This is a genomic window from Paenibacillus tyrphae (assembly GCF_024158745.1).
In the GTDB taxonomy this organism is placed as follows: domain Bacteria; phylum Bacillota; class Bacilli; order Paenibacillales; family NBRC-103111; genus Paenibacillus_G; species Paenibacillus_G tyrfis_A.
The window spans coordinates 217850-230864 of record NZ_JAMZAW010000002.1 but is presented as its reverse complement, the minus strand read 5'-3'; the positions used below and the strand labels follow the sequence as shown (position 1 = coordinate 230864).

At 52.6% G+C, this 13015-nt stretch carries 15 protein-coding genes; 11 read left to right on the top strand and 4 right to left on the bottom strand.

What is annotated here, in order from left to right; all coding sequences use genetic code 11:
* The first annotated feature begins 1 nt into the window (after position 1).
* The 11 genes from NI000_RS03655 to cyoD all read left to right on the top strand — a co-directional run bounded on the left by NI000_RS03655 (position 2) and on the right by cyoD (position 10351).
* Positions 2-1099 carry an ABC transporter substrate-binding protein gene (locus NI000_RS03655; protein ID WP_253407796.1) on the top strand — a complete coding sequence of 366 codons (1098 nt, stop codon included), beginning with the start codon at positions 2-4 and terminating at the stop codon, positions 1097-1099.
* A 55-nt stretch (positions 1100-1154) separates the two neighbouring features.
* The gene (locus NI000_RS03650; protein ID WP_253407795.1) at positions 1155-2243 is read left to right on the top strand and encodes an ABC transporter ATP-binding protein; all 1089 of its coding nucleotides are present in this window, start codon (positions 1155-1157) and stop codon (positions 2241-2243) included.
* Positions 2233-3078, top strand: coding sequence for an ABC transporter permease (locus NI000_RS03645; protein ID WP_253407794.1), 846 nt, complete (start codon positions 2233-2235; stop codon positions 3076-3078). The genes NI000_RS03650 and NI000_RS03645 overlap by 11 nt, the downstream gene beginning before the upstream one ends.
* Before the next feature lie 14 nt (positions 3079-3092).
* Positions 3093-3869, top strand: coding sequence for an ABC transporter permease (locus tag NI000_RS03640; protein WP_253407793.1), 777 nt, complete (start codon positions 3093-3095; stop codon positions 3867-3869).
* A gap of 22 nt (positions 3870-3891) precedes the next feature.
* Complete coding sequence (locus NI000_RS03635; RefSeq protein WP_253407792.1) at positions 3892-4968, top strand: aldose 1-epimerase family protein; 1077 nt, start codon at positions 3892-3894, stop codon at positions 4966-4968.
* Between the two features lie 12 nt (positions 4969-4980).
* Entirely contained in the window at positions 4981-5736 is a 756-nt protein-coding gene (locus NI000_RS03630; RefSeq protein ID WP_253407791.1) for an HAD family hydrolase, read from the top strand.
* 109 nt (positions 5737-5845) lie between these two features.
* Complete coding sequence (locus NI000_RS03625) at positions 5846-6112, top strand: hypothetical protein (RefSeq protein ID WP_253407784.1); 267 nt, start codon at positions 5846-5848, stop codon at positions 6110-6112.
* A 258-nt stretch (positions 6113-6370) separates the two neighbouring features.
* The gene (cyoA, locus tag NI000_RS03620) at positions 6371-7390 is read left to right on the top strand and encodes a ubiquinol oxidase subunit II (protein WP_253407782.1); all 1020 of its coding nucleotides are present in this window, start codon (positions 6371-6373) and stop codon (positions 7388-7390) included.
* Positions 7391-7432: 42 nt separating this feature from the next.
* The gene (locus NI000_RS03615; protein ID WP_253407780.1) at positions 7433-9406 is read left to right on the top strand and encodes a cbb3-type cytochrome c oxidase subunit I; all 1974 of its coding nucleotides are present in this window, start codon (positions 7433-7435) and stop codon (positions 9404-9406) included.
* Positions 9406-10017 carry a cytochrome o ubiquinol oxidase subunit III gene (gene cyoC / locus NI000_RS03610; protein WP_253407778.1) on the top strand — a complete coding sequence of 204 codons (612 nt, stop codon included), beginning with the start codon at positions 9406-9408 and terminating at the stop codon, positions 10015-10017. Before NI000_RS03615 ends, cyoC begins: the two co-directional genes overlap by 1 nt.
* Position 10018: 1 nt before the next feature.
* Complete coding sequence (gene cyoD, locus NI000_RS03605; RefSeq protein ID WP_253407776.1) at positions 10019-10351, top strand: cytochrome o ubiquinol oxidase subunit IV; 333 nt, start codon at positions 10019-10021, stop codon at positions 10349-10351.
* 231 nt (positions 10352-10582) lie between these two features.
* Here cyoD and NI000_RS03600 read toward each other — a convergent pair whose 3' ends face one another.
* The 4 genes from NI000_RS03600 to NI000_RS03585 are packed head-to-tail and all read right to left on the bottom strand — an operon-like array spanning position 10583 to position 13011.
* Positions 10583-10939 carry a DUF6463 family protein gene (locus NI000_RS03600; RefSeq protein WP_253407775.1) on the bottom strand — a complete coding sequence of 119 codons (357 nt, stop codon included), beginning with the start codon at positions 10937-10939 and terminating at the stop codon, positions 10583-10585.
* Complete coding sequence (locus tag NI000_RS03595) at positions 10923-11513, bottom strand: hypothetical protein (RefSeq protein ID WP_253407773.1); 591 nt, start codon at positions 11511-11513, stop codon at positions 10923-10925. The genes NI000_RS03600 and NI000_RS03595 overlap by 17 nt, the downstream gene beginning before the upstream one ends.
* Positions 11514-11570: 57 nt before the next feature.
* Positions 11571-11810: a hypothetical protein gene (locus NI000_RS03590; RefSeq protein ID WP_253407772.1), complete on the bottom strand. Its 240-nt coding sequence runs from the start codon at positions 11808-11810 to the stop codon at positions 11571-11573.
* Positions 11797-13011 (bottom strand): ArsA family ATPase, encoded by a 1215-nt coding sequence (locus NI000_RS03585; protein WP_253407770.1) that lies wholly within the window; start codon positions 13009-13011, stop codon positions 11797-11799. Before NI000_RS03585 ends, NI000_RS03590 begins: the two co-directional genes overlap by 14 nt.
* Positions 13012-13015 lie beyond the last annotated feature (4 nt).

The following is a 13015-nucleotide window of genomic DNA, read 5'->3' as shown; positions in this document are numbered from 1 at the left end:
TTTGCTTAAACTTGGAATTCGCATCGTTGTCGTTGTTTGTCTCATGTGTTGGTTCGCCGCTTGCAGCAATCAGCCGGGTCAACAAGCCGGTCAAGGCGGCCCGGAATCCGTCTACAAAGGGCAGACGCTGAACGTCTTGTCGTGGGAGGGCTATCAGGAGGACGAATGGGTCAAACCGTTCGAGGAAAAATATGGAGTCAAGGTGAACGTTTCCTACGCCGGAAGCGTCGACGAAATGTTTGCCAAGGCGGCTTCGGGCGCCGTCAACTATGATTTGATCTTTATGGACGGCGGTTCCGTGACCCGGTACCAGAAGCTGAACCTGCTTCAGCCTATTGACACTTCCAAGTTGAAAAATACGGCGCAGCTTATTCCTAACATGAACAAACTGAACGAGAAGCATGTGACGTTCGAGCAAAAAGCTTACGCCCTTCCCTTCGCCTGGGGCTCGCTGCCTCTGGCCGTCAACCGGGACAAAATCAAGGAGCCCGTCGATTCGTGGTCCGTTTTATGGAATGACAACTATAAAGGCAAAATCGCCACGGTCGACGATGCCAACAACCAGATTTCGATGACCGCCCTGCTGCTCGGATTCAAAGACCCTTACCAATTGACGGACGATCAAATGCAGCAGGTCAAACAAAAGCTGATCGAGCAAAAGCAGCTTGTCCGTTCCTATTATACGGGCTTTGAAGACGGAAAAAATTTAATGGCCAGCGGAGAGGCCTGGGCCATATATACCCAAGGGCCGACGATGGTGACGGATTTGCAAAAAGCGGGAATGGATGTCGTCGAAGTCGTTCCCAAAGAAGGAGCGCTGGTATGGATTGATAACGTTACCATTGGTGCGAAAGCTCAAAATCCGGAATTGGTTCATCTCTATATCGACTATCTGATCTCCGCGGAGGTGCAGGCGCAGGTGGTCAAAAAAGCAGGCTATGGGGTCGTCAACCAAGAGGCCGTTAAGCACATCTCGGAAAAAGAGGCGAAAGACGCCCATATGGACGATGCGGACTATTTCAATCGTCTGGTATACGTGGCTTTTCCGGAAAGCTTCGAAAAACGAGTTAAGCTTTGGAACGAGGTTAAAGCCAACTAAGGCTGTGCGTGAAATTCATCCATCCCCTTTATAGAAGAAAGGAAAGACGATCATCATGAACGATAGCCAACCGGTCTTGGAAATGATCAATGTGGTTAAGGATTACGGACATTTCACTGCAATCAAGCGGTTGAATCTGTCGGTCGGCAAAGGCGAATTTTTTTCGATCATAGGCCCAAGCGGCTGTGGAAAAACGACCATCCTGAAAATGATCGCCGGATTTGAATATCCTACCGGCGGAGAGATTCGTATTTCAGGGATCAACGCAAGCGGCCAGCCTCCCTATAAACGAAATGTCAATACCGTATTTCAAAATTACGCCTTGTTTCCGCATATGACCGTATTTCAGAATGTCGCCTATCCTCTGAAAATCAAGCAAGTCGCCAAAGCGGAAATAGCCAAAAGGGTGATGGAAAGCCTGGGCATGGTGAGCATGCGAGAATTCGCAGAACGCAGACCGGACCAGCTGAGCGGCGGTCAGAAGCAGCGGGTGGCTCTGGCCAGAGCGTTGATTTCGAGCCCCGATATTTTGCTGCTGGACGAACCGCTATCCGCCTTGGACTTTCATTTAAGACAGGATATGCAGAAGGTTTTGAAGCATTTGCAGCGGGAAGTCGGCATTACGTTTATTTATATCACGCACGATCAAGGAGAAGCCTTGAGCTTATCGGACCGGATCGCGGTCATGAAGCGCGGAAGGCTGCATCAGGTAGGCACACCGGCCGAAATTTACAATCATCCGAAAACGAAATTTGTCGCCGGATTTATCGGAAAGACGAATTTGCTGCCCGGTCGGATGATTCAGGATCATCTTTTTCAATGCGACAACGGAGAGACCTTCCGCGTCGAAGCTCCGAACGATCCGAATGCAGCCTGTTTGTCCATACGTCCGGAGAAAATTCGCTTCACTCCGGAGGACGACTCGTATACGAACAAAATCGAAGGCGCTTTCGTGCTGGAGGAAACGTATTACGGCTCGGAAACCGAGGTATTGCTCAAGCTGAAGGGAGAGCTGCCGTTCCTCCTGAGGATTACGGAGCAGGACAAGCATCGCCGGATTGCTCCGGGAACGTTTGTCGATCTTTATTTCAGGACGGAAGACGCAACCGTTGTTCAGAATACAGGTGAGACCGATGAACAATAAACGGATACTGATCTCGTTAATATCCCTTTGGGTGATTTTATTTATTCTCATTCCCATCGGCACCATGGGTTTATACAGTTTTTGGCAGGTCGACCAATTCAAACTTGTGCGCACGCTGACCTTGGCGAATTATATCGCTTTCTTTACAGATCCGACTTATGTGCAGCTGCTGCTGAAGACGCTGAAGCTTTCCGTCCTGATCGCATGTCTCGCTGTTGTCATCAGCTATCCGATGGCCCTGATCATCCATTATAAAGGAGGGGCCTTCAAGACTGTTCTGTTTTTGGGTGTTCTTGCGCCGTTATGGGTCGGCTACTTGGTACGGATTTATGCTTGGCGTTCCATTTTGGGTGAAAACGGGTTTATCAATTCCGTTCTTCTGCTTGCCGGTGTTTTGGAGAAGCCGGCAACGGGCCTGCTGTTTAACAATTTTTCCGTTATCGTTACCGTACTGTGCATAGCCGTTCCGTTCACGTTCATTCCGATTTACACAACCATCGAGAAAATTCCGGTTTCGTTAGTTCGGGCTTCGGAAGATTTGGGGGGAACGGCATTTTATACGTTTATTCACATTATTGCTCCACTAAGCTTGCCCGGTATAGCAACCGGATTCATGTTTGCCTTCATTACCGCCGTCGGCGATTATATGGCTCCTGCCTTGGTCGGAGGGGCGTCGGGAATATTGTTCGGCAATATTATTCAGACCCAATTCGGCAACAGCTTTAACTGGCCGCTCGGCGCCTCCTTGGCCGTCATTTTGCTGCTATGCTTGCTGGTGGTTATTTTGATCTTGAGGAAGCTGGGGGATGTCAAAGGAACATTCGAAGAAAATTAGCGGAGGGACTGACCTTGAACTACGTCAAGAAATGGGCTTGCATCCTGTTTGCCGCAGCCGTATATCTGTTCTTGTATTTACCCATTCTGGTCACCGTGCTGTTCAGCTTCAACGCGTCGCGCATCCCGGCGCTTCCGATCAAAGCGTTTACCTTCGATTGGTACGTGAAGCTGTTCCAAGAGCCGAAGCTGTGGCTGGCCGCCAAAAATAGCCTGACGGTCAGCATCCCCGCTATGCTGCTTGCTATTGTGGTGGGCACCACGGCCGCCTTTTTGTTCCAGCGCTACAAATTTGCCGGGAGAAGCTTTTTGCAGCTTTCTCTATTGCTGCCTTACATTTTGCCCGGCATCATCACCGGTATTGCTATGACTTTATTTTTTAAAACGCTCCAGCTTTCTGCCTCTTTGCTCACGGTCACCCTCGGACATGTCGTCATTATTACACCCGTGGTGATGATTATGGTAATGGACCGGTTAAAACGTCTGGACAAAAATTTGGAGCTGGCCTCTATGGACCTGGGAGCCTCCCCGTTAAAAACGTTTTTCTTCGTCACGCTGCCTAATATCAAAGGGGCTTTGCTCGGAGGAGCATTACTGGGACTCACGGTATCGTTCGATGAGATCGTCGTGACGTTCTTCCTGATCGGAACGGACAATACGCTGCCTATGCAAATCTGGTCGATGATCCGGTACGGGTATTCGCCGCAAATCAATGCAATCTACTCGCTGTTCATCGTCTTCTCTTTGGCGGTTATCGCGTTTGCGGGAAAAAGCGTATTGAAAAAATCGTAGCGGAAGCGGGACGGATGAAGAAATGGCGAGAAAAGCTTATTTAAACTATAAGAAAGAACAGTGGAGGCCCAAGGTCGGAGCTTATCGGCAATTGGCCGGAATTCAACCGTTTGCTTTTACCGATGGCAAAGCTAAAGGCCTGCTCGCTTTCGACGTGCGCAACGGGAGGCTGCGCTTTACCGTGTTGGCCGACCGGGGGATGGATATCGGACAAGTGGAATGCGACGGGATTCCGATGGCGTGGATCTCGCCCGTCGGCTACGCCTCCGGCGAATATTTCGAGCCGGCCGGGATCGGGTGGCTGCGCAACTTTTCCGGCGGTCTGCTGACGACGTGCGGGCTGACCCAAGCGGGAGAGCCGTGCCGGGACGGAGAGGAGGAGCTAGGGCTGCATGGAAGAATAGCCAATCTCCCTGCCCGGAAAACCGTCTACGAAGAAGAGTGGGTCGGCGAGGAGTACAGGTTATCCGTTAGGGGATGCGTCGAGCAAGCTTCGGTGTTCCATGAGCAGTTGGAGCTCAAGCGATCGATCACGACGGTATTCGGTTCCAATGTGATCAAAATCGAGGACGAGGTCATCAACCAAGGCTTCACGGCAACGCCGCTCATGCTGTTATATCATATCAACTTGGGATTTCCTTTGGTCGATGAAGGCTCCTCCATCGTTGGTTCCATAACGAATGTAAGAGCATGGGAGGGCACGCCGGAAGCGGATCTGGAGCATTATTCGCTGATCCCCGGTCCGAGCAGCACAGTGGATGAGGAGGTCATCCATGCGGAAGTGGAGCCCGATGAAAACGGGAAATGCCATCTGATGCTCATAAATCCGCGGGAAGACATCGCGTTTGTGTATTCCTACGATTCGCGGCAGTTTCCCCGGTTTTCGTTATGGAAAGGCATCAAACAAGGCATCTATGCGATCGGCTTTGAACCGGCCAACTGCGGATTGAACGGAAGAGCAGCGGAGCGGCGGGAGGGCAGGCTGGAACAACTGCTGCCTCATGAAAAGCGTACGTTTGACTCGGAATTTATGTTTTTAACCACAAGAGAAGAAATTGAGACCGTATGGCGGGAAAAGTTCGGCAGCAGGGAGATATAAGGAGGATGTATTATGAGCGGCAAAAGTTTATGGATAGGCAATACGAAGGTCGAAGCGAAGGCGGTAGGATTCGATAAAGACGGCACATTATTCGATGCCGTGGCCTTTTGGGTATATATCGATACGCTAAGAAAGCAGCAGTTTCTGAACCTGGCCGGGGAAGAGCATCTGGAGCAATGGGAGAAGCTGATGGGCATTCGAGGGGCTGACGATGTAGATCATAACGGCGTGCTGGCCATAGCGACGACCTTGGAGGAAATCATCCTCACCGCCGGCGCTTTCTATCAGTTGAAGGGCTGGCCGTGGACGGAATGCAAAGCCAAAGCGGAGTCCGTCTTCCGGCTGGCGGACGAGAATACGGTTCTGGATCAAGCCTTCCAAGCCAAAGAGGGGGCATCGGAAGTCATTCTGTCGCTGCTTGATGAAGGGATCCGGACAGGGATCCTAACCTCGGACAAATGGACAAGGGCCGAACAATGCATGGATTTGCTGGGAGTCAAGGAGCGGCTGGATTTTCTCATTACCCCGGAGCAGGTGGAGAAAGGCAAGCCGAACCCGGACATGGTCTACAAAGCCTGTGAGCAGTTGGGCATATCCCCCCATGAGATGGTGGTCGTCGGTGATTCCGTTGTCGATATGAAGATGGCGAAAGCGGCAGGAAGCATCGCTGTCGGGATTGTGACGTATGACGGCTCCAGAGAGGTGCTATCCGAGGATGCGGACTTTCTCATCGATTCGCTGCTGGAAATTCGAATAGGTTCTAAATAAATTTTTGTCTGAAATTTGATCAAAAATTGAATTTTGTATGAACAAAATCGCAAAAGTGTGGTATACTATTGGAAGAGAAAGCACTTTCAATGGTTTAGGAGTGATCGCTATGACGACGAAAACGGCAGTTTTGGCCGAAGGAACCGGAAACGAGCGCAATGTGGGCAGATTGGTAGTCTTGATGACGGCAACAGCATGGGTGCTGCTTGGGATCGGATTGCTGCTTAGTTTATTTAACCTGCATGACTTCAGCGATCGTAACACGTCCCTCATGGTCGGGGTCGGGTTCATGGTCGGCAGCGTTCATATCTATGTAATCCGCACGGCCATCCATCTCGTTCATTCCAGAGCGAAAGCGGAAGATGATAGTAAATAAGTAGCATAACACACAAATTTTAGCCCCTTCGGGATCTCTCGGAGGGGTTTTTGGTGTTATTTGGGGTGTCATATTTTAACAAGTGCAAAATATTTGTCAGCTTCGTGAAAATTCTTTTGCAGAAAAATGACGAAACATTGACGTATTTGTTAAATGCCGCGAACATTTTGTCGTAATCTGTTATGGTGGTTTTATAGAGTGATCTGGCTCACAGTCAGAACAATCATAGCATTTCGGAGAGCTTGGGAGAGGATCGACATGAGAAAACCGGTAAAGATCGGCCGAATTTCGCTAGCGCTGCTGTTCATCCTGATTATGGCGCTGCTAACCGGCTGCGGACAAGAAATGATGGTGTTCGACCCGAAAGGGCCGATTGCCCAAGACCAGCGAGACCTGATCGTGATCTCGACCGTGCTTTGCCTTATCGTACTGGTGCCCGTGCTGGCCATGACGGCAGTCATCGTATGGCGCTATCGCGACGCGAAAGGAAACAAGGCGGCCTACAAGCCGAATTGGGCGCACAGCACCAAGCTGGAGATGATCTGGTGGGGGATTCCGATCATCATCATCCTTATTCTTGGCGGCGTGACGGTAAAATATACGTACGCTTTGGAGCCTTCCAAGCCGATTCAATCGGACCAGAAGCCGATTGTCGTTCAAGCGACGTCGTTGGATTGGAAATGGCTGTTTACTTATCCGGAGCAGGGAATTGCGACGGTGAACTATTTGCAAATTCCGAAGGGTGTGCCGATCAAGTTCGAATTAACGTCGGACGCTCCAATGAACTCCTTCTGGATCCCGCAGCTTGGCGGACAAATGTACACGATGTCCGGCATGGCGATGACCTTGTATCTGCAAGCGGACGAGGCAGGCAAATATTTCGGCACCGCCGCGAACTTCAGCGGGGAGCATTTTAACGACATGAAATTCGACGTTCACGCAACGTCGCGGGAAGAGTTCGACAAGTGGGCCGCAGGGGTCAAAAAGTCGGCAAGTCCGTTGACGCAAGCCGGCTATGACGCGTTGGCCAAACCAGGCCGCTCCGGCGAGCAGTTTTTCTCGGCGTTCCCGGATAACTTGTTCTACAATATCGTTACGAAATATGCAGTCGGTGGCTCGCACGGCGCTCATGGCGCTCACGGAGCGACATCCGGCGGCAGCGGAAACGAATCTGGCGGGAAGCAGGGCGCTGCGGTCAGCAGCAACAAGATGGAGGACGTAACCGCGGGCGAAGGCCACGGGGCTCATGGAGCGGTTCACAGCGCCTCCGGAAAATAAACGCAGCGCTTGATTTATTTTTAACAGAAAAGAGGCCCACTCATGCTGGATACCATTAAACAATTCGCATCGGAGTTTTTCGTCACCGGGGATCCGCTCATTCTCGGGGCACAGGTAAGTATCGGGCTTGCGATGGTAGCCATCGTCTTCGTGCTTACGTTTTTCAAAAAATGGGGCTGGCTGTGGCGCGAATGGCTGACGACCGTCGACCATAAGCGCATCGGCATCATGTATATTATTTGCTCCATCCTGATGCTGTTCCGCGGCGGCGTCGATGCGCTGCTCATGCGGCTGCAGTTGGCGATGCCCGGCGTCGAATTTCTGCAGGCGGATCACTATAACGCCATCTTCACGACGCACGGCGTTATCATGATTCTGTTCATGGCGATGCCGCTCATGTTCGGTCTGTTCAATGTCGTCGTTCCGCTGCAAATCGGCGCGCGCGACGTTGCCTTTCCGTTTTTGAACTCGCTCAGCTTCTGGCTGTTCTTCTTCGGGGCCATGCTGTTCAACATTTCGTTCGTCATCGGCGGTTCGCCGGATGCGGGCTGGCTGGCATACCCGCCGCTGTCCGAGCTGTCCCACAGCCCGGGCGTCGGTCAAAACTTCTATATCTGGGGCATTCAGATCTCAGGGATCGGGAGCTTGGCGACGGGGATCAACTTTATCGTTACGATTCTCAAAATGCGCGCACCTGGCATGAAGCTGATGAAAATGCCGATGTTTTCCTGGTCGGTGCTGTCCAGCTGTATCATGATCATTTTCGCATTCCCGATTTTGACGGTTACGTTGTTCCTGCTGTTCCTTGACCGCTTTGCGGGCGCGCATTTCTTCACGCTCGACGGCGGTGGTAACCCGATGATGTATATCAACTTGATCTGGATGTGGGGTCACCCCGAAGTGTATATCGTCGTCGTGCCGGCGTTTGGTATTTTCTCCGAGGTGGTTGCGACCTTCTCCAGGAAAAAGCTGTTCGGCTACTCTTCGATGGTATTCGCCATGATCGGGATCAGCGTACTTTCGTTCTTTACGTGGGTCCATCACTTCTTCACCATGGGCTCCGGTGCGGATGTCAATGCGTTCTTCGCGATAACGACCATGCTGATCGCGATACCGACCGGGGTCAAGGTGTTCAACTGGCTGTTTACGATGTTCCGCGGCCGGATTCGTTTCACGACACCGATGATGTGGGCGGTCGCGTTCATTCCGTGCTTCGTCATCGGCGGGATGACCGGGGTGCTGTTGTCGGTTGCTCCGGCTGACTTCCAATTTCACAACAGCTACTTCCTGATTGCGCACTTCCACCAAGTGCTCATCGGCGGCGTCGTATTCGGATACTTTGCAGGTCTGTACTACTGGTGGCCGAAAATGTTCGGCTTCAAGCTGAACGAGCGCCTCGGCAAATGGGCGTTCTGGTTCTGGAACATCGGTTTCTATGTGTGCTTCATGCCGCAATATTTCCTCGGACTGGACGGCATGACGCGCCGTACGTATACGTACGATTTTGACATGGGCTGGGGACCGCTCAACCTCGTTTCTACGATCGGCGGCTTCCTGATGGGGATTGCGTTCATTTTCCAAGTATGGCAGATTGCTTACAGTATCAAGAATCATGAGAAAGACACGACAGGTGACGCTTGGGACGGCCGCACGCTCGAATGGACGATTCCGTCGCCGGCACCGATGTACAACTTCGCCATCACCCCGACCGTGCAGGAAACGGACGACTGGTGGGAGCGGAAGCAGAAAGGCGAGAAGCCGCTCGCTCCGATCCCGGATGCGAAGCTGGAGCCGATTCATATGCCGAAAAACTCGGCGATTCCGTTCATCAAGTCCTCGCTCTGGTTCTTGGCCGGGTTTGGGTTCGTATGGAACTGGATGTGGCTGACGATTCCGGCGCTTGTCGGCATCGCGATCTGCATGCTGGCGCGTTCGTTCTCGTACGATACCGACTATTATATTCCGGTCGATGAAGTGAAGCGCACAGAGCAACTGGCAAGGGGGGCAAAAGCTTAATGGCACATGCAGCGGCAAATCACGGACACGACGCTCACGACCACGATCATCACGATCAAGAGTCGCTGAAGACGTTCGGCTTTTGGCTCTTTCTGATTACGGACGTTATTTTATTCGGCACATTGTTTGCCACCTATATCGTTCTTCGCGGCAATACGAATGCGGGACCGACGCCCGAGGAATTGTTTCAAATGCCGGGCATTATCGCCGAAACGTTCATCCTGTTGACAAGCAGCTTTACGAGCGGGATTGCGGTGCTTGCGATGCATCGCGGCAACAAGCAGCAATTGATCGGCTGGCTTGCGGTTACGGCGCTGCTCGGCGCGGCGTTCATCGCGCTGGAAGTGACGGAGTTCGTGCATATGGTGCACGAGGGCGCGACGATTTCCACCAGCGCTTTTCTATCCGCGTTCTTTACTTTGGTAGGGACGCACGGCTTGCACGTTTCGCTCGGCTTGGTTTGGATGATCGGGCTTATGCTTCAGCTCCGCAAACGCGGCATTACTCCCGTCACCAAACGCAAAGTGGAAAATCTCAGCCTGTACTGGCACTTTCTTGACGTCGTCTGGATTTTCGTCCTCACGGTTGTCTACTTGATGGGGGTGATGTAAGATGGGGAATTCGCATGGAGCTTCTTCGCATGAGCAACACGGCTCCCATGGCTCGCTGAAGTCTTATACGATCGGGTTCGTGCTTTCGATCATCTTGACGATCATCCCGATTACCATCGTGATGAACAGCATGCTGAGCAAGACGGCGACGCTGATCGTAATTCTTGCGATGGCTATTCTTCAGTTCGTCGTGCAGCTTGTCTTCTTCATGCACCTGCGCGAAGGCGAGAATGCCCGCTGGAACATGATGGCGCTGCTGCTCGGCATGATCATTCTGTTGACGATTGTAGCAGGCTCGATCTGGATTATGACTTACAATGCCGTAGCGCATTAAGGTGAGGGGGCGAGAAATCGCCCCTTTTTTCTATTATTCAATGCTAGAATATTGCGATTAACCAAAACAAAAAGAAACAGACCGCCCTCAGCATAGGTAGCGATCGATTCATGATCAGTTCTTATTCTACTTATTAGCCACCGCCCTTAAAAGCGGCTATTGTGTGGGAGTCGTGTTGGCGCACGGCTCTCTTTTTATTATACAGTATGTGGTAGGTGCTTAACATCCGGCTCAAGCCCGCATTATGATAAGCGCCTGGGGAATGACGAGCCAGAAACCCGACACCGGCATGAAAAAGACACCGACGAGACAAAGCGCAAGCATGTAGACGCCGATAAATTTCGGAGTTTCCATTTTTTTGACTTGGGTTAGCCAGCGGATCAGTTCGGCCAGCATAAACAGCAGGGCGCCGAATAGCAGGAACCAGAAGGCCGAAACCCGGTCGAAATGAGGGTCAATGCTATTAAATAGTCCGCTCCGTCCGATATCCACGAGCGGCTGCCAATAAACGAAAATGCCGACTACCGTATGCAGTACCGCCGTCCAAGCAAGCATCATACCCGAATAAGATTTAAGTTTGGCTGCCATAAACAACTCGCTCCTTTTCCGCATTGGTTTTAATCGCTTTGAGCAGGCTGCGCCGGATCCAAGTGCTGCCGGGGTAAATCAGCAGCCAGTACAGCCCGAATTTCAGCCGCACCGCCCTGTCCTGCGTTTGAATCCGCGTCTCGGTCATGACCGTCATCGTTCCGTTCGACTGCTCCCGCACTTGGAAATTCATGACCGCCTTCGCATGACGAAGGGAGTCATAATCAATAAAAGCCTGTGCTGAATCCAAGCGGATCGGCTCGAATCCGACCGGTCTCCAGAATGGGCCGACTACGCCGACCAGGAGCTCCTGCCCTTCGGCTTCTTCCAGCAGCATGAATCCATAGCGCATCATTCGCTTTATAAATGGTTCGTCGCCGCCCGAAGCCCCCGTTTTCACTTTGCCGGCCAACCAGGCCGGAAGCATCCGAATACCGAACAGCAGTCGCAGTACGGGAATATCCCCGTATTTTACTTCGCGAATCGCACGATAGACCGCATCCCTCGGCGCGCGGACGTCGATCGAATGCTTTTCGTGGTAGTGGTAAACGGGCAAAAAGCGGTCGAGCAGCATGGGCAATTCCTCCTCGTATCAAGCTCTAAAGCTTTGGCCGGCAGACTGTGCTATAGCTCAATCAGAAATGTCGATCACACCGCGGGAACGGCTGGGTGGTGATTTTTTGCCGGCTGCCTCCGTCGGCTCCTTCGTCCGGTCGATTGCGGCATCGAGCAGGCTGCGAAGGCCGAGCAGGGCTTCTCTGCGGGAAGCGAGAAAATGGCTGCGCGCCCCGGCGGGAATAAATTCGGAAATCAACGTTTCTTGCGCCTCCGACAAGCTGTCCAGCAATCTTGTTACCTTATCGGCTCTCATCGTTCTCCTCCTTTTTGGGGTCTTCCGGCAGTTCTCTTTCGCCGAAGCGGATCGACAGCTTCTGCTCTGTAAACCGGGCGCCGGCAATCGGACGTCCGAGCAGGATGCGCGGCAGCACCACTTTGCGTTTGTAAGGGCCCGCTTGGACGGTCAGCTCGTCGCCTTTCTGGCTGAGCGACAAGTCGCTTTTGTCTATAAAAGGCAGCGTCAGATCCAAAAAGTAAACGTCGTCCTCCTTGCGAATGTCCTGCACCTTCCCCAAGTGGAGCACTTCCGAGACGTTGCGGCCGCCGAAAGCGGCTTCGCCCATTTGTGCGAGCAGCGGCAGGCCATGCACTTCGGATTTCATCAGCGGGATGCGGAAGATCGGCAGCGGGCTGAAGCAATCGCGAATTTCTTCTTCATATTTATCTTGAGCCGCTCGCCATCCGGCCCAATAGCCGGTGCCGGCCTCCTCCGGCAGCACACGGTTAACGACCACCGCATCGGTATTGAAGCCAAACAAGTTCAAATAGGTGAACGCCCTCCGTGCCTCGGAGATGACCATCTTCTCCGGGTTAAGCACCATGCGGATGGAGGTCGTCTCCGAATCGAGAATCAGGCTTTGCAGCAGCTCCAGCTCGCGGGCGAGCGACTCGATGCTGTTCATGACGTTATCGTCGGGCAGTTCCAGCCCGCCCGTGACGATTTTGGCGACGGGACGCACCAACTTTACCAACCGGCGTTCGTACGGGAAAATTTTGTCCATCCACCAACCGAGCACGTTCGGGTAGCTGAGCAGCCGAAGCGTCTCTCCGGTCGGCGCGCAATCGACGACTATGACGTCATAATCGCCGCTGGCCGCATGGCGCTTGATTTCCAGCAGGCTGAACAGCTCTTCCATGCCTGGGAACACAAGCATTTCCTCGGTCGTCACGTCGCTAAGATCGGCCCAATTCATCAAGCCGGCCAACCAGCCTTGGACCGCGCCCCAGTGCCTTTCCGTCTCGCGCAAGCTATCGACTTCTTGCCCCCATAAACAGTCGGCAATGGGAACAGGACTGCTGCCAAGCGGCTGATCGAACGAATCAGATAAACTGTGCGCCGCATCTGTACTCATCACAAGCGTACGAAGCCCTTGCGCCGCAAGTGTAACACCCGTTGCCGCAGCGACGCTCGTTTTGCCGACGCCGCCTTTGCCGGTATATAGAATGATTCTCATCGTA